Here is a 17,880-nt window from a genome sequence, read left to right on the forward strand (position 1 = left end):
ATATATCTGGCTTACTATTTACCTATTGATATAGAGAAATTACCTATGCTTGAAAGACGTCAATTTTCACGAGTTATTTATCAAGTCCCGACTGAGATCTCACAAGGACAAGTAAATGTATCAGGCTCGGTGCAAGACTTATCTCTTCATGGTTTACTCATTCAGTGTGATAAATGGCAGCAACTCAGCCACGATGCTCCTGTTCAAGTCAGCTTTAAGCTCACCAACAGTGATATCAATATTCAGTTAGAAGCAACGATAGTCTCTACCATCAATACCTCAATGCGTTTACGCATAGAGCATTTAGATATTGATAGTATTAGCCACCTTAAGCGCCTTGTTGAGCTTAATGTCGGCGACGATGAACTGCTTTACAGAGAGATTGAACACCTTACCGATTTGGGTAAGGAATAATATCTCCATTACCTTTTTCTATTAGAAGCATTTAGTTAATACAGAACCATGTCTAAAAAAATTTCCATTACTATTCCCTCTAACCAAGGGGAACAGACGTTTTACTTCGGCCGAAAAGCCGTGCTCATGTGCACCACTGCCATTTTTTCAGTGCCACTGTTAATTGGCGGAGCTGCATACATGTACTTCGAAGGTAAACAAGAGCTCGCGATGCAAGCAGGCGATGCACAACAGTTGATTGAAACGCTGATTGTTGAAAAAGAGCAAACCGAGTTTCTTTACGCTGAGCAGGTAGAAACCAATCACTCGTTATCGCAAACACTGACAGAAAAAGAAGGCACCATTCAACTGCTTGGTAAGCGTGTATTTGATGTGGAATCCGTGCTGGGTCTTGCTGATGAAGAACTGCTTACCGATGATATCTCTTTAGAAGATCGCATTGATGCTGCGGCGGTAGATTCAGCAGTAAGAGCGACGATGTTCCGTTTGATTCCAAACGACAGTCCTATGGCTTATCAACGTATCTCTTCTTCTTATGGTAGCCGCACTAACCCTATTTCAGGTAAACGCCATGTACATACTGGTATCGATCTAACGTGTAAGCGTGGTGAAGATATTGTCGCGCCCGCAGATGGAGTCATTGAAACGGTACGCCCAAGTAAAAAAGGCTTCGGTAACTTTATTACTATGCGTCACTCGTTTGGTTTCATGAGTTCTTACGCGCACCTACAAAAATTCAAAGTTCGCAGCGGTCAGTTTGTGAGTAAAGGTGATGTGATTGCAAGCTGTGGTAACTCAGGTAACTCAACCGGGCCACACCTGCATTACGAAGTACGCTTCCTTGGTCGTTCATTGAATCCTCAATACTTGATGGATTGGACACCGGAAAACTTCAACTACGTGTTCGAGAAAGAGAAAAAGGTTAAGTGGGGTCCATTGGTTCAACTGATTGATAATGTAGTTCGCTTGCAGATCAACCTGACGAATGTGCCTTACATTAGCTCGACTATCGACACCGTATCGAGTGAAGAGAACAAAAAGCCTATCACGACTAACTAGTTGTTGGTTATTAGGAGATGTTGATTTGGCCTATGATGATCTAATTGCTTTTAGCCTACTGTAGGCCAAATGCTTTTATAGCGTTCAGCACAAACAAAAAGAGCGACCATCAGGTCGCTCTTTTTTTATAATTTCAAATAGTGATTAGCCACGATGAATCGAGTCATGTGCTTGTTTTAAAAGATTTTGGCTCTCTTGCAAGAACTGCTGTGAGTAGTCACCAAACCAATCACTGACTTGATTAAAGCTATCAACGAATTTGGCTTTATCTTTCCCATCCAAAATTTCTAATGCTTCACCGAAACGACTATGGAAACGTCGAATCATCTCAATGTTCTCATCTGAAGAAAGAATGATATCACCGTACAAGTTCGGGTCTTGAGCGAACAGACGACCAACCATCGCAATCTCAAGTCGGTAGATTGGCGAGCTTAGCTTCAGAAGCTGATCAATGTTCGGGTTCTCTTTACTTAGGTGCAAGCCGTAAGCAAAAGAGGTGAAGTGGCGTAGTGCTTGAATCAGAGTCATGCCATGGTCGTGTTCAGCAGCATCCATCTGGCAAAGGCTCGCGCCCCAAATACCAAATTGATTCAGCAACCATTGGTAGCTTTCAGAACCACGTCCATCACTGTAAACAATCACTTGTTTCGCAAGGCTTGGAACATCAGGGCCAAACATTGGGTGTAACCCAACCACTGGGCCTTGGTGCATGTTCATCATTGCTTGTAGAGGCTTTGATTTAATCGACGTCAGATCACACAGAATACAATCGCTTGGTAGGTTACCCAGCTTCGCAATCACACCTTCTGTCAGGTGAATTGGAACCGTTACAACTACAAGGCCAGCATTATCTAAAATCTCGTCGGCTCTATCCCAATCTTGGCTGCCAAGGATTTTCACTTCGTAACCAGAAAGCTTGAACATACGGCCAAACAGACCACCAAGTTGACCATTACCACCAACGATAACCACTGAACGTAACTCTGGGTTAAGGCACTTAAAACCAGAATCTTTTTCACTGGCATAAGACTCACGCATCGTACGACGCAAAATATCTTCGATTAACTGCGGTGGAACCCCTATTTTCTCGGCTTCTTGACGACGAGACGCCAGCATCGCAGCTTCGCGCTCTGGTACATAAATAGGTAAACCATGTTCACTTTTTACTTCTCCGACTTTCTCTACTAGAGCTAGTCGTTGAGCGAGTAAATCCAACATTTGTTTATCGACAGCATCGATTTGGTCGCGTAATTCGTTCAGTTCAACGGCCATTTTATTCCTTACTAATCTATAAGCCCGTACTAATCTAAAAGCCTGCACTGATGCAAGTTCGTTAGCAACAGATCTTAAAATGCCCCATTAGATGAGGCACTTAAATTTAAACTCTGACTAACCTTTCAGGCGGTTCTCTAAAAACGGGACTAACTCCGTATGTGCATGTTTCAATAGTGCCTCAGTTGACTCCCAATTGATACACGCGTCGGTAATAGAAACGCCGTATTTCATCTCATTTAGAGGAATATCTGACGGCTGATTACCTTCGTTAATGTGGCTCTCAATCATCAGGCCAATAATCGATTTATTGCCTTCACGCACTTGGTGGATAACGTCTTCAGCAACCAACGGTTGGCGGCGGAAATCTTTACGAGAGTTCGCATGGCTGCAATCAACCATCAACGCAGCTTCTAAACCAGATTTGCCCAATTCTTGTTCACATTCATGTACTGATACTGAATCGTAATTCGTTTGCTTACCGCCACGTAAAATAACGTGACCGTTTGGGTTACCCTGAGTCGTTAGCAGTGCAACCTCACCTTCACGGCTGATACCCATGAAACGGTGACTAGAAGAAGCAGCCTGCATCGCATTAATTGCAGTACCTAAGTTACCGTCAGTACCGTTCTTAAAGCCGATTGGCATTGAAAGGCCACTTGCCATTTCACGGTGAGTTTGAGATTCAGTAGTACGTGCGCCAATCGCAGCCCAGCTGAATGTATCTGCTAGGTATTGTGGGCTGATTGGGTCTAGCGCTTCGGTCGCTAGTGGGATTTCCATCTCAGCTAACTCAACTAAAAGCTCACGACCAACATGCAGACCATGCTCAATATCGAACGTACCATCTAGATGTGGGTCATTGATCAAGCCTTTCCAACCAACAGTGGTACGAGGCTTCTCAAAGTAAACACGCATTACAATATACAGTTGGTCGCTAAGCTGCTCAGATAAATCTTTTAAGCGTTTCGCGTACTCTTTTGCAGCTTCAATATCATGGATAGAACATGGGCCACATACTACAAGCATGCGATGATCTTTCTTATGAATGATATTTGCTATAGTTTCACGAGACTCTTGAATGAAACGACGAGCATTATCACTCAAAGGCAGTTTTGCTTTTAACTCCTCTGGAGTAATCAGTACCTGTTCGTCGATGATATTGACATTGCTTAATTCACTTTTCTGCATAACTCAACCTGTATATTTATTTTTACACCCAACATTTCCATTTGGGCTAACAATCTTTAAAAACACAATAACAGCTACAAAAACGATTGCAAGTGTAAACAATAAAAAACATTTACTGTAAATTAAAATTTACACAGCCTCTTTAATTCACTCTGATACACAAACCAGTTTAAACCGCGCCCCACACATACAAAAAAGGCGATATTTCTCATATCGCCTTCTTCAAACTTATAGAGTGTTTATTTATCACCCAGCGTTTAACATTCGCTTAATTTGCTCTGAGGCCTTTTTCCATCGACTATCCGAGTGAAGCGTCGATAAATCAAAGCTGTGCTTTTTAAGCAATGAGTTGGCTAAAGGCACCTCTTGAATCGCTAAGTGATCAAGAGCCTCAATTTGTGCATCTCGCTTATTACACATCAGCACCATGTCACACCCTGCATTCAGAGCAGCCTTCGCTCTATCGGCTGGCCCACCCATAATCGCAGCACCTTCCATAGTTAGGTCATCAGAGAACACCAAGCCTTTAAATCCAAGCTGTTGCTTCAATACTTTCTGCAACCAATACTCAGAGCCACTCGCTGGCTGATCATCATAGTGCGAAAAAACCACGTGCGCAGGCATCATCGCATCTAATATTCCAGCTTCAATTTGAGCCTTGAAGATGGCCATGTCGGTTTCAAAGATGTCGTCTCTAGGATCGTAAGGCGTTTCAAGGTGCGAATCAGCAATCACACCGCCGTGTCCTGGGAAGTGCTTGCCTGTTGTCGCCATTCCAACCGATTTCATGCCCTTAATAAAAGCACTACTGTGGCGAACGATGGTATCAATATCTTCACCAAACGCCCGGCTACCAATCGCTTTACAGTCGTGACCTTTATCTAATACAGGCGCAAAGCTCAGATCGATATCATGGGCAATCAATTCCGCCGCCATCAACCAACCGGCTTGTTCTGCTAACTGCTCACCATTATTCTTAGTCGCGAATTCTTGAGCGGCAGGGATAATTGAAAATCCATCGCGGAAGCGCTGAACTCGGCCGCCTTCTTGGTCAACACCAATCAAAATAGGACGTTTCGCTACCTTGCGGATCTCTTTGTTTAACGCCGAAAGCTGTTTGCTATCGTGGTAGTTTCGAGCAAATAAGATGAGACCACCAACAGTTGGGTGCTCTAAAATTTCTCTGTCTTCAGCTGTTAGCTCATAGCCCGCAACATCTACCCACAACGGTCCCATATTTATCCCTTATTAAACCTAATTTCATAAACTTCCCGAGATTATTCTCTTTAAATTTGCTTTACAATGTTTTTAAACCAATCTGTGGAAGACTTTAAGAATGCAGGGCAAGTGCTTAGGAATGGATCATAAAGAACTGTATATCGGTGTGATGTCGGGAACGAGTATGGACGGCGTTGATACGGCCTTAGTTTCGATTGAAGACACTGGTATTACATTGCTCGCTCATGATGAGTTCCCTATGCCAGATGATATTAAAGCGCGTTTGCTTGAAGTTTGTATTGGTCAGAAAACCGATTTGATTGCCATTGGCGAACTCGACCACCAGCTTGGTCATCTATTTGCTGATGCGGTTCTACAACTTCTCGACAAGTCAGGTACGCCTGCATCTTCTGTGACTGCGATTGGTAACCATGGCCAAACAGTATTCCACCAGCCAACCGGTGATTCGCCATTTACCATGCAGTTGGGTGACGCCAATATCATTGCCGCAAAAACAGAGATTCAAACAGTCGCTGATTTCAGACGCAAAGACATGGCGCTTGGCGGACAAGGTGCGCCATTAGTACCAGCGTTTCACCATACGATTTTTCACCCGCGAGACAGCTCGGTTGTGGTGTTGAACATTGGTGGTATCTCGAATATTTCAGTGCTGCGCCCGAATCAGCCTACTCTTGGTTATGATACTGGCCCAGGCAATATGTTAATGGACGCTTGGGTAGATAAACACACGGGTGAGAAGTTTGACCGTGATGCGCAATTCGCACTTAAAGGCCAACTAAATCAAGCCTTACTCGAACAGCTGTTGAATGAATCTTATCTATCTCAATTACCACCGAAAAGCACTGGCAGAGAGCTGTTTAATCTACCGTGGCTAGAACAACAACTTACAGAATTTAAAGACCTTGCAGCAGAAGATGTTCAGCGCACACTTTGTGAATACACCGCATTGACGATAGCCAATGAAGTGGAAACTTATCGCTTGGGTAACCAACCTGCACTGTATGTGTGTGGCGGTGGTACGAGAAATCCATTGTTGATGAAAAGACTGTCTGAACTGCTTCCTGGCTGGGAGGTTGAGTCGACCACCAGTAAAGGCGTTGATGCCGACTACATGGAAGCCATGGCCTTTGCGTGGCTTGCTCAACGTCATGTTCATCAACTGCCAAGCAATTTACCAGAAGTGACTGGCGCAAGCAGAGCTGCCTCTCTAGGCGTTCTCTATCGTGCTGTCTAAACAATTTTAGAACCATCATTTTAGAATCACCATTTAAGGATCATTATGAGTAACGACGCTCTCATATCAGCGCTCTCGCACCTCGTTTCGGAGGGGAGAAACCCTGACACTATGGATATTGATCTACTCACCTCTCTCGAAGTGGTTGAAAAGATTAACCAACAAGACAAACAGGTACCACTGGCGATCGAAGCCGAATTACCACAGATCGCGAAAGCGGTTGATAAGATCGCTCATGCCTTTCAAAACGGTGGCCGACTGATCTATATGGGCGCAGGCACCAGTGGTCGACTAGGTGTTTTAGATGCCTCAGAGTGCCCTCCGACTTTCGGTGTTTCAGACAAAATGGTTATCGGCTTAATCGCTGGCGGACCAGAAGCGATTTTAAAAGCCAAAGAGGGAGCGGAAGATTCGTTGACTCTCGGAATTGAAGACCTGAAAGCCATTCAATTTACAGAAAATGATGTCGTGGTAGGCATCGCGGCTAGTGGCCGCACACCTTACGTAATTGGTGCACTCAACTACGCCAATCAGATTGGTGCGGTGACGGTTGCGCTGTCTTGTAACCCTGGCTCTCCGATTGCTGAGATTGCTCAAATCGCGATAAGCCCAGTGGTTGGCCCAGAAGCCTTAACCGGTTCCACACGCCTCAAATCAGGTACCGCGCAAAAATTGGTGCTCAACATGCTGACTACTGCCAGCATGATTCGTATTGGTAAGAGCTACCAGAACTTGATGGTCGACGTAAAAGCGACCAATGAAAAATTGGTTGCCCGCGCTGCTCGTATCGTTATCCAAGCAACGGAGTGTGACAAAGCACTGGCAGTATCAACACTAAAAACGACTGATTACGATGTGAAATTGTCTATTTTGATGATTCTAACAGGGCTAGATTTAGAACTGGCCAAGGCTCAACTTGATCAACAAAATGGCTTCTTGAGAAAAGCAGTCGAGAATAATCAGTAATCTAGGTTCTGCTGTGAGCGTTACTCTCGCTACAAAAAAAAGACCAGTACACATACGGCACTGGTCTTTTTAATTTCTAATCGCTAGCTTGAGCTTAGTAGTCGTTAGAAAACTCATCCCAGCCGCGCTGCCATTCCATACGGAAACGTTGAGCGTCTTCCGTACCTGAACAAACGCCTTCATAAACCTGGCCAGATAAACCAATTTGATAAGCATGGTTTGGGTTGCAGTATTCTGTAACACCTAGATAGTAACCTTTGCTGTAGCTTGATTGATCTACCGTTCCAAGCTTAGTCATCTCTTGGTAAGAACGTTGAGTGTTACCTTTGATACCGTCACGATAGCCAATCTCTTGCCAATTGCCTTCGGCCGCTAAATCTTGAACATTGGCGCTGCATCCTGCAAGGCTAAATGCCACGGCGAATAGTGCTATTATTTTTTTCATTTCAATCCTTTATATTGTTACTTCACCACTTCCTGACGAAGCGCTGCCTTTGTGGCGATTCTCCGCTGAACACGTACTGATGTCCACTCATTGTATGTTGTTGCCCTCTTAAGCAAGAGAACAAACCGCTCAATCAGTTATAACACCACTTAATTAGCTATTCGACCACTCACTCTCATAGCGGAAGTTTCTTCTCATACACTCCTTTAATATACACCCTGACTTAATTAATACATTCAGGGATAACAAATTATGATGTGGTTTCTTACCTGTGTTGCAGCACTCATTGGTGGCTACTTTATTTACGGTGCCTTTATCGAGAAGATTTTCGGTATCAATGAAAAGCGTCAAACACCCGCTCACACCAAGCAAGACGGCGTGGACTTCGTTCCAATGTCGACGCCAAAGGTTTACCTAGTTCAACTGCTTAACATTGCAGGTGTAGGTCCAATCTTCGGCCCTATCATGGGTGCCCTTTACGGCCCAGCAGCAATGCTTTGGATCGTGCTAGGTTGTATCTTCGCAGGTGCCGTACACGACTACTTCTCAGGTATGTTATCTATCCGCAATGGTGGCGCTTCAGTTCCAACCATCACTGGACGTTACCTAGGCAATGGCGCAAAACACTTTATGAACATCTTTGCCATTGTTCTACTGCTTCTTGTTGGTGTGGTATTCGTTTCGGCTCCAGCAGGCATGATCACTAACCTAGTGAACGACCAAACTGATTTCGTAATGTCTACGAGCACCATGGTTGTCATCATCTTTGCTTACTACATCATCGCAACGATTGTCCCTGTCGATAAAATCATTGGTCGCTTCTACCCACTGTTCGGTGCACTGCTTATCTTTATGTCTGTTGGCCTAATCACTGCGATTGGTCTGTCTGATGAGCACCAAATCATGGGTGGCTTCGAGATGAAAGACATGTTCACTAACATGAACCCTAACGATCTACCGCTTTGGCCTGCTCTATTTATCACCATCGCTTGTGGTGCTATCTCTGGCTTCCACGCAACTCAGTCTCCACTAATGGCGCGTTGCATGGAAAATGAGAAAAACGGTCGCTTCGTATTCTACGGTGCAATGATTGGTGAAGGCATCATCGCTCTAATCTGGTGTGCGCTTGCTCTGTCATTCTTCGGTTCAGTTGAATCTTTATCTGACGCGATTGCAAACGGCGGCCCTGGTAACGTGGTATACAGCGCTTCATTTGGCCTACTGGGTGTATTTGGCGGTATCCTTGCTTTCCTTGGCGTGGTTATCCTGCCTATCACTTCTGGTGATACAGCGTTCCGTTCAAGCCGTCTTATCCTTGCTGAATACTTCAACATGGAACAGAAGACACTGCGTAACCGCCTACTGATGGCTCTACCACTGTTCGTTATCGGTGGCATCCTGACTCAAGTAGACTTCGGCATCATCTGGCGCTACTTCGGTTTTGCTAACCAATCAACAGCAGTCATGATGCTATGGACAGCTTCGGCTTACCTACTTCGTCACAATAAACTGCACTGGGTAACAACGGTTCCAGCTGTGTTCATGACATCTGTGTGTATCACATTCATCCTGAACAACAGCCAACTGGGCTTTGGTCTACCAATGCAGCTTTCAACCATCATCGGCGTGGTGAGTGCATTCGGAATTGCAGCTTACGTTATCAAAATTTCAAAAGGCAAAGGCGATATCGACCTTGCTGATGAAGAAGAAAAAGAAGCAAAAGGCGTCACCAAAACCGCCTAGTTCTTTCAGACTCTTGATAACAAGAGACACGTCTTCATAGAGAGACAAAAGAACAAGCCAAACACACTTCGCTTGCTCCCGTAATCACCCAGTGATTCGTGGAAATTAAGACTAAAGCCCGTCCTCTGTGATGGGCTTTACTGTATCTCAGCATTGGTACATCAACATTCGTACATCAATATTGGTATCTCCGCCTGACAAGCAATCGCAACTCGATATAACCAATGAAAACACAAGCAAAGCTACCGTTACTACGCAATGAGCTTTACACTTAACCAGCGTCTCAATAGGTGAAAATATGGAACTCATTCTCTCTCTGCTGCAACAAACCTGTGTCTACTTAGTGATTGCTTACATGCTCAGCAAGACTCCACTGATTCTTCCTTTGTTGAGCATCTCTTCACGCTTAAGTCATAAGATAAGCTGCTACGTTCTGTTTTCCCTGTTCTGTATTATGGGCACCTATTTTGGACTGCAGATTAATGACGCGATCGCCAACACTCGTGCGATGGGTGCCGTTATGGGTGGCCTGTTTGGTGGTCCGGTTGTCGGCTTTGCGGTCGGTTTTACTGGCGGAATCCATCGTTACTCTTTGGGTGGATTCACCGATCTAGCTTGCGCGATTTCAACAACAGCAGAAGGCTTGATTGGCGGCCTATTACACGTTTACCTAGTGAGAAAGAACAAAGCCAGCCAGCTGTTTAATCCATTGGTGGTTTTCTCGGTAACCCTGTTTGCAGAGATTATTCAGATGCTAATTCTGTTAGCGGTCGCGAAACCATTCGAGCAATCTTATGCCTTAGTGTCCGATATTGCCGCACCAATGATCATTGCTAACTCGGTCGGTGCGGCGCTGTTCATGAGCATCATCCAAGATCGGAAAACCATCTTCGAGAAGTATTCGGCAACTTTCTCACGCCGCGCATTAACCATCGCCGAGCGTTCAGTGGGTATTTTGCATGGAGGGTTCAATTCGGATAACGCGCAAAAAATCGTGCGGATCATTTACGAAGAGACCAACGTTGGTGCGGTGGCGATCACCGACCGAGAAAAAATCCTCGCGTTCATCGGCATTGGTGATGAACACCATATTCCGAACACCCCTATTTCATCGCAGAGCACGCTCACTTCGATGGAACAGAACGACATCATCTACCTTGATGGCAAAGAGAATCCATACCAATGCTCCTTGTCGCAGGATTGTAAGTTAGGCTCCGCGCTAATTATCCCGTTAAGAGCAGGAAACGAAGTCATCGGAACCATCAAACTGTATGAGCCAAAGCTGAAACTATTCTCGACCATCAATATGTCGATGGGTGAAGGTATCGCTCAGCTATTGTCGAGCCAGATCCTGTTTAGTAATTATCAACAACAGCAAACGCTGCTCACCCAAGCGGAAATCAAACTGCTGCATGCACAGGTGAACCCACACTTTTTGTTTAATGCACTTAACACCATCAGTGCCGTTACACGTCGTGACCCTGATAAAGCACGTGAGCTCATTCAACATCTGTCTCACTTCTTTAGAAGTAACCTGAAGCAGAACATCAACACGGTAAAACTCAAAGACGAACTAGCACACGTTAATGCGTATCTAACCATAGAGAAGGCACGCTTTACCGATCGATTAGAAGTGGAATGGGATATTGACCCACAACTGTATGAGTCGCAGCTGCCAAGCTTTACCCTACAACCGCTAGTAGAAAATGCCATCAAACATGGGATTTCTAACATGCTGGAAGGTGGCAAAGTGAAGATCTATAGCGAGGCTTTCAAGGGTGGGGTTAAGTTGACCGTTGAAGACAACGCGGGCAATTATCAAAAGCCATCGAAAGATCATGTTGGACTAGGTATGGAAATTGTTGATAAACGACTCACTAATTTCTTTGGACAAGATTCAGCACTAAAAATAGAATCTCAACCACAGCAATTCACTCGAATGAGTTTTATCATACCTATACTAAAATAAAGGTATTTTCGGAGACGAATCGCTCCGAGTTGAAACATTTAGAAGCTGACATTTAAAAGATAAGCGTGAATCAAGCAGGGATAGAACCAAGATGAAGATTGTAGGATGTTAAAGGCATTAGTTGTCGATGATGAGCTTTTTGCTCGCGAAGAACTGATTGAACTACTGACCGAAACAGGAGAAGTGGAAATCATCGGCCAAGCAAGTAACGCGATCGAAGGACTTAAACAGATCAATCTGCTCAAGCCTGATGTGGTGTATTTGGATATCCAAATGCCGCAGGTTACCGGAATTGAACTGTTAAGCATGCTTGACCCTGACACCATGCCTTACGTGGTATTCGTCACCGCCTACGACCAATATGCGATTCAAGCCTTTGAAGATAACGCTTTTGACTACCTACTCAAACCGGTTGAACCTTGTCGGTTAAACAAGAGTGTTTGTCGTCTGAATAAGGTCATCAAGCAGAACCACAAAGCACCGGAACAAGACATCTCAGCGATTGCTCCGTGCCGTTTAGAGCAGATCCCGTGTATCGGCCACAACCGCATTGTGATCATGGCAAGCCAAACGGTCGAGTGCGCTTATTCAGATATCAGTGGTGTGCATGTTCGTAGCTCCTCACAAACGGCGACCTCACAGTTAACCCTGAAGATCTTGGAAGAAAAAACCGATTTGATCCGTTGTCATCGACAGTATTTGATCAACATAAAATCGATCCAAGAGATCAAACTGTTGGAAAATGGATTAGCGGAGATCATCACGCTGACTGGCTTTGAAGTACCTGTCAGTCGTCGTTATTTAAAGACTTTAAAAGAGCAACTCGGTCTCCAGTAACCTGTTAGAAATTCGACGCCTTGTTCCAAAGCACGATCAAAAAAGCCAACGCATCAACGTTGGCTTCCTGCTGTTTACAAATCAATAGTGTTTACAAATCGATAGTGTTTGCGAATCGATAGAGTTACGAATCGATCTTGTCACCAATCAATAGCGATTAGTCGACTTGCTTAATCTGCAGCTCTTTCGGCACTTCGAAGAACATGTTCTCTTCACGACCTTGAATCTCTTCAACCTCGGTAGCACCCAGCTCACGAATACGATCTAAGATTTGGTTTACCAACTCTTCAGGAGCAGAAGCACCGGCTGTTACACCGATTTTCTTTTTCCCTTCAACCCATTCAGTTTGAATGTCTTCAGGGCAGTCTGTTAGATAACCTGGCGTGCCTAGCTTTTCAGCTAGCTCTTTCAAACGTGTTGAGTTCGATGAGTTCTTAGAACCAACAACTATCACGACATCAACATCACCGGCCATCTCACGGATAGCATCCTGACGGTTTTGAGTCGCGTAGCAAATGTCGTCTTTACGTGGGCCTTGGATCTCAGGGAACACTCGACGCAGCTCTTCAATCACATCCGCCGTTTCATCAACTGACAAAGTGGTTTGGCTAACATAATGCAAGTTACTTGGATCATTCACCACGAGGTTCTGTACATCCTCTGGTCTTTCAACCAAGTACATACCACCAGTTTGGCTAGCGTACTGACCCATGGTGCCTTCAACCTCAGGGTGACCTGCGTGACCAATCAGAACCACTTCCATATGCTTGCGGCTCGCACGAGCAACTTCCATATGAACTTTGGTTACCAAAGGACACGTTGCATCAAATACGGTGAGTTCGCGCTCTTTCGCTTCTTTACGAACGGCTTGAGAAACACCGTGAGCAGAGAAGATCACGATGTTATCGTCTGGCACTTCACTTAACTCTTCGACAAAAATAGCACCACGTTGCTTTAGCCCTTCAACAACAAAGCGGTTGTGTACCACTTCATGACGAACATAGATCGGTGGCTGGTACATTTCGAGTGCACGCTCAACAATACTGATCGCACGATCGACACCGGCACAAAAGCCACGAGGGTTAGCTAACATTATTTTCATTTCATTGCTCATCATTTACCGCGGTACTAAGGTTGCTTCTATAGAGTTCGCTGTCAGCGAGGCTCGCATTCTACAGTGAAGCGCCTAGACAGTGAAGCTCTGGGTTACATCACAGCTGTAAGGTGATGTTATTCAACCGTCAAGATAGCGATTCTAACGTCAAGATAGCGATTCTAACGTTAAGATAGCTATTCTAACGCTAAGATAGTTAATCCACCGCTAAAATAGTTAGTCCACCGCTAAGATGTTAACGTCGAACGTAACGTCTTGGCCTGCTAATGGATGATTAAAATCAACCGTCACTGAATCGCCCGCGATCTCAGTGATAATACCTGGAATTTCCATACCATCAGGACCAGAGAAAGCCATAATAGTGCCAACTTCGACTTCAGAGTCGCCAACAAACTTAGCACGATCCATATGATGAATGTGATCTGGATTTGGCATACCAAACGCGTCTTGCGCCTTCAATTCGATAGACTTTTCAGTCCCCGTTTCAAGACCAATCAGGCACTGTTCAAAGTTCTCACTTAGGCTGCCATCACCCATAACGAACTTCGCAGGCTTACCCATATTTTCGGTGCTATCGGCAACTGAACCATCCTTCATTTTAATCGTAAAATGTAGAGTTACTGCTGAATCATTTTTAATTGCTGCCACGTTACTTTCCTTAGATTTCTTTATTATTTGAGGATGCGCTGTGCTTTGCTTCCTTGTTGACTGAAGCATAAAAAAAAGCGCCGCCGGAATCAACCGACAGCGCTTAGGGCTATTCTATTCTGTGAGTCATAGACTGACTTTAGAGCAATCTAATTCAAAGCGATTTAGTTAATACTCATTAATACCTGAGTCGCCTATTTGCTTTCATCTTTCTTGCGGAAGCCATCTAGGATGATCATCGCAGCACCGATACAGATCCCCATATCCGCTAAGTTAAACGCAGGCCAATGGTAAGTACCCCAATAGAAATCTAAGTAATCGACAACAAAGCCGTGTACTACTCGGTCAAATACGTTACCAACAGCGCCACCAATGATGATCGCATAAGCAATGTTATTCCACTTCTCTGCCGCAGGTAGTTTACTCATCCAGTATGTCAGCATGCCCGTTACCGCAAAAGCGATACCCGTAAATAACCAACGCTGCCAGCCACTCTGATCGCTCAGAAAGCTAAATGCTGCACCATAGTTATGGACATACAAAAAGTTAAAGAATGGCAACACCTCAATACGGTTTGCCCAGCCATAACCCATATTGTCCATGACGAATAGCTTGATGCCAATATCGGCAAGGAAGACCAACAGAGCCAGCCATAACCAACGCACACCAGATTGTTTTAACGAAACTTCACTCATTTCTATTCCTAGTATTTACGAAGCCAGTACCCATTTAATCATCCTGTTTAAGAGATGATGAGCGCTCAACTCGGTTAAACACATTTCCTATAATTAAAAATAACCCCAGTTGATACTGGGGCTATGATTTTTACAAAAAGTTCAGTCTTTCTCTGAGTCGTTATGCGTATTTACGCACTTCGCCTTCACCGTCGATGTTCGACACACAACGACCACAAATTTTCTCGTGACCTTCGATTGTGCCTACATCTGGAGTGTGGTGCCAGCAACGGTCACACTTCTCAGCTTCAGTTGCTGCAACTTCAACGTATAGACCTGCAACGTCTGTCGCTTGAGCTGTATCAGACTTGTCGCTAAGCGGCTTAACAACAGCAGCAGAGGTGATAAGTACGAAACGTAGCTCATCTTCTAGCTTGTTGATTTTAGCAGCCAGTGCGTCGTCAGCGTATAGAGTCACTTCAGCCTGCAATGCACCACCGATCGTTTTCTCTTTACGAGCATCTTCAAGAAGCTTGTTCACTGCGCCACGAACAGACTGGATTTCAGTCCAGAATTCGTTGCTTAGCTCTTCGTCGTCAGCAAGACCAAATAGGCCTTCGAACCACTCGCCTGTGAATACAAACGTGTCGCGTTCGCCAGGCATCTCGTTCCAGATTTCATCTGCAGTGAACGACATGATAGGCGCCATCCAACGAACTAGAGCTTCTACGATGTAGTAAAGCGCCGTTTGACAGCTACGTTGAGCATGGCTGCCCTGTTTCGCTGTGTACTGACGGTCTTTAATTACGTCTAGGTAGAAAGAACCCATTTCGATAGAACAGAACTGCATTAGACGCTGAGTCACACCGTGAGTGTTGTACTCACCGTATGCTTTAACAATCTCTTCTTGTGCAGCTTGAGCACGGCCAACAGCCCAGCGATCAAGTGCTACCATTTCTTCAGCAGGCACTAGGTCAGTTTCAGGGTTGAAACCGTTCAAGTTCGCTAGGAAGAAACGAGCCGTGTTACGAATACGACGGTATGCATCAGCAGAACGCTTAAGGATCTCGTCAGAAACCGCAACTTCGTTAGTGTAATCCGTAGAAGCAACCCATAGACGTAGGATATCTGCGCCTAGCTTGTTGGTTACATCTTTAGGAGCAACAACGTTACCGATAGATTTAGACATCTTACGGCCGTTACCATCAACCACGAAACCGTGCGTTAGCACTTGCTTGTATGGTGCTTCGTCTTTCATCGCGATAGATGAAATCAAAGATGACTGGAACCAGCCACGGTGTTGGTCAGAACCTTCAAGGTACAGATCAGCACTGTGCGTTCTTTCTTCATTCGGGAAGTTGTACTCTTCACGAGAATCCACAACAGAGAAGTGCGTTACACCTGAGTCGAACCATACGTCTAACGTATCAAGTACTTTCTCGTACTTGTCAGCGTCTTCAGCACCCATAAGTTCAGCAGCATCTACATCCCACCAAGCTTGAATACCTTTTTCTTCCACAAGCTTCGCTACTTTTTCAATAAGAGCTGGGCTATCTGGGTGAAGTTCTGATGTTTCTTTATGAACGAACAGAGCAATTGGCACACCCCAAGTACGTTGACGAGAGATACACCACTCAGGGCGACCTTCGATCATACCTTCGATACGGCTTTGACCCCATTCTGGCATCCATTCAACACTCTTCGTTGACTCTAGTGCTTTTGCACGTAGGCCAGCTTGATCCATAGAGATGAACCACTGCGGTGTTGCACGGAAGATGATTGGAGTTTTATGTCTCCAACAGTGTGGGTAGCTGTGCTCGTAAGCGTGGTGATGCAGTAGTGCACCTTTCTGTTTTAGAACTTCTAAAACAGAATCGTTCGCTTTGAATACATGCTGACCAGCAAATAGCTCAGTATCTGGCAGGTAAACGCCGTTTGAGCCTACTGGGTTAGCGATTTCTAGGTCGTACTTCTTACCAACCACGAAATCCTCTTGACCATGACCAGGCGCAGTGTGAACCACACCAGTACCTGAATCCGTTGTAACGTGGTCGCCAAGAACAGCAGGAACAGTAAAATCGTAGAACGGGTGGTTGAACTGAGAAAGCTCAAGATCAGCACCAGTCGCAAAACCAAGGTTATGGAAGTGCTCGATACCTGTACGATCCATTACGTCTTTTGCTAGTTCAGAAGCAACAACGATACGTTGAGCTGGCTGTTCGCCATTCGCTTCAACTTGGATAAGTACGTATTCAAGATCATCACGTAGACATACTGCGCGGTTAGCAGGCAGAGTCCACGGTGTTGTCGTCCAGATAACGATAGAGATTTCGCCCTGACCCGCGTGACCTTCCGCTAGAGTAAATTTCTCTAGAAGCGCCGCTTCGTCAGCTGCTGTAAATTTCACATCGATAGATGGAGAAACTTTATCTTTATATTCAACTTCAGCTTCAGCCAAAGCAGAACCACAGTCAGTACACCAGTGAACGGGTTTAAAACCTTTAAGAAGGTGACCTTTGTCTGCGATTTTGCCTAGAGAACGAATGATGTTCGCTTCAGTGCCGAAATCCATAGTGCGGTAAGGTTTATCCCACTCGCCCATGATACCAAGACGTTTGAAGCTCTCTTTCTGACCTTCAACTTGGCCCGCAGCGTACTTACGACACTCTTCGCGGAATTCAGCAGCCGAAATCTTCTGACCAGGCTTACCTTTCTTCTTCTCAACCATTAACTCGATTGGAAGACCGTGACAGTCCCAACCTGGGATGTACGGTGCATCAAAACCAGAAAGGGTCTTAGATTTGATAATAATGTCTTTAAGAATCTTATTCAGCGCGTGGCCAATGTGAATGTCGCCGTTCGCGTATGGAGGGCCATCATGCAGCACGAAAGATTTTTTACCTTTCTTTGCCTTACGGATTTCGCCGTAAAGATCTTCTTTGTACCAACGCTTCAGCATTTCTGGTTCACGATTTGCCAGATTGCCGCGCATTGGGAACCCTGTTTCTGGTAAGTTCAGGGTATCTTTATAATCACTCATCGATTCTTAATTCCGTTATATTGGGCGAAGTTAGA

15 protein-coding genes are annotated in these 17,880 nt (G+C 45.0%); 7 read left to right on the plus strand and 8 right to left on the minus strand.

Annotated elements, in window-relative coordinates:
• The first annotated feature begins 45 nt into the window (after positions 1-45).
• Both AACU28_RS21870 and AACU28_RS21875 read left to right on the plus strand, forming a co-directional pair.
• Positions 46-414, plus strand: a complete 369-nt coding sequence (locus tag AACU28_RS21870; protein WP_004735041.1) for a PilZ domain-containing protein — start codon at positions 46-48, stop codon at positions 412-414.
• A gap of 48 nt (positions 415-462) precedes the next feature.
• Entirely contained in the window at positions 463-1,473 is a 1,011-nt protein-coding gene (locus tag AACU28_RS21875) for a M23 family metallopeptidase (RefSeq protein WP_121603590.1), read from the plus strand.
• 144 nt (positions 1,474-1,617) lie between these two features.
• Here the strand turns inward: AACU28_RS21875 and tyrA are convergent, their stop codons facing one another.
• The 3 genes from tyrA to nagZ all read right to left on the minus strand — a co-directional run bounded on the left by tyrA (position 1,618) and on the right by nagZ (position 5,172).
• Complete coding sequence (gene tyrA / locus AACU28_RS21880; protein WP_017084805.1) at positions 1,618-2,745, minus strand: bifunctional chorismate mutase/prephenate dehydrogenase; 1,128 nt, start codon at positions 2,743-2,745, stop codon at positions 1,618-1,620.
• Positions 2,746-2,862: 117 nt separating this feature from the next.
• Positions 2,863-3,936, minus strand: coding sequence for a 3-deoxy-7-phosphoheptulonate synthase (locus AACU28_RS21885; protein WP_017077736.1), 1,074 nt, complete (start codon positions 3,934-3,936; stop codon positions 2,863-2,865).
• Between the two features lie 246 nt (positions 3,937-4,182).
• Positions 4,183-5,172, minus strand: coding sequence for a beta-N-acetylhexosaminidase (gene nagZ / locus AACU28_RS21890; RefSeq protein WP_004735045.1), 990 nt, complete (start codon positions 5,170-5,172; stop codon positions 4,183-4,185).
• A gap of 121 nt (positions 5,173-5,293) precedes the next feature.
• On the opposite strand from nagZ, the gene AACU28_RS21895 reads away from it, so the two are divergent.
• Together AACU28_RS21895 and murQ are read left to right on the plus strand one after the other, a co-directional pair.
• The gene (locus AACU28_RS21895) at positions 5,294-6,409 is read left to right on the plus strand and encodes an anhydro-N-acetylmuramic acid kinase (RefSeq protein ID WP_054542814.1); all 1,116 of its coding nucleotides are present in this window, start codon (positions 5,294-5,296) and stop codon (positions 6,407-6,409) included.
• Between the two features lie 45 nt (positions 6,410-6,454).
• On the plus strand, positions 6,455-7,375 hold the full coding sequence (murQ, locus tag AACU28_RS21900; protein ID WP_121603591.1) for an N-acetylmuramic acid 6-phosphate etherase: 921 nt from the start codon (positions 6,455-6,457) through the stop codon (positions 7,373-7,375).
• A gap of 94 nt (positions 7,376-7,469) precedes the next feature.
• On the opposite strand, the gene AACU28_RS21905 is transcribed toward murQ, so the two are convergent.
• Entirely contained in the window at positions 7,470-7,820 is a 351-nt protein-coding gene (locus tag AACU28_RS21905; RefSeq protein ID WP_004735048.1) for a DUF2799 domain-containing protein, read from the minus strand.
• A gap of 252 nt (positions 7,821-8,072) precedes the next feature.
• On the opposite strand from AACU28_RS21905, the gene AACU28_RS21910 reads away from it, so the two are divergent.
• The 3 genes from AACU28_RS21910 to btsR all read left to right on the plus strand — a co-directional run bounded on the left by AACU28_RS21910 (position 8,073) and on the right by btsR (position 12,369).
• The gene (locus AACU28_RS21910) at positions 8,073-9,563 is read left to right on the plus strand and encodes a carbon starvation CstA family protein (protein WP_017077728.1); all 1,491 of its coding nucleotides are present in this window, start codon (positions 8,073-8,075) and stop codon (positions 9,561-9,563) included.
• A gap of 298 nt (positions 9,564-9,861) precedes the next feature.
• Positions 9,862-11,532 carry a sensor histidine kinase gene (locus AACU28_RS21915; RefSeq protein ID WP_017091340.1) on the plus strand — a complete coding sequence of 557 codons (1,671 nt, stop codon included), beginning with the start codon at positions 9,862-9,864 and terminating at the stop codon, positions 11,530-11,532.
• 105 nt (positions 11,533-11,637) lie between these two features.
• Positions 11,638-12,369 (plus strand): two-component system response regulator BtsR, encoded by a 732-nt coding sequence (btsR, locus tag AACU28_RS21920; RefSeq protein WP_017077726.1) that lies wholly within the window; start codon positions 11,638-11,640, stop codon positions 12,367-12,369.
• A 157-nt stretch (positions 12,370-12,526) separates the two neighbouring features.
• Here btsR and ispH read toward each other — a convergent pair whose 3' ends face one another.
• The 4 genes from ispH to ileS form a co-directional block, all read right to left on the minus strand.
• Positions 12,527-13,483 (minus strand): 4-hydroxy-3-methylbut-2-enyl diphosphate reductase, encoded by a 957-nt coding sequence (gene ispH, locus AACU28_RS21925; RefSeq protein ID WP_012603278.1) that lies wholly within the window; start codon positions 13,481-13,483, stop codon positions 12,527-12,529.
• Between the two features lie 216 nt (positions 13,484-13,699).
• Positions 13,700-14,131 carry an FKBP-type peptidyl-prolyl cis-trans isomerase gene (fkpB, locus tag AACU28_RS21930; RefSeq protein ID WP_012603277.1) on the minus strand — a complete coding sequence of 144 codons (432 nt, stop codon included), beginning with the start codon at positions 14,129-14,131 and terminating at the stop codon, positions 13,700-13,702.
• 194 nt (positions 14,132-14,325) lie between these two features.
• Complete coding sequence (gene lspA, locus AACU28_RS21935; RefSeq protein ID WP_004735054.1) at positions 14,326-14,826, minus strand: signal peptidase II; 501 nt, start codon at positions 14,824-14,826, stop codon at positions 14,326-14,328.
• Positions 14,827-14,986: 160 nt separating this feature from the next.
• Positions 14,987-17,845: an isoleucine--tRNA ligase gene (gene ileS, locus AACU28_RS21940; RefSeq protein ID WP_121603592.1), complete on the minus strand. Its 2,859-nt coding sequence runs from the start codon at positions 17,843-17,845 to the stop codon at positions 14,987-14,989.
• Positions 17,846-17,880: the final 35 nt, after the last annotated feature.

The sequence above is a fragment of the Vibrio sp. SBT000027 genome (assembly GCF_963894355.1).
In the GTDB taxonomy this organism is placed as follows: Bacteria; Pseudomonadota; Gammaproteobacteria; order Enterobacterales; family Vibrionaceae; genus Vibrio; species Vibrio splendidus.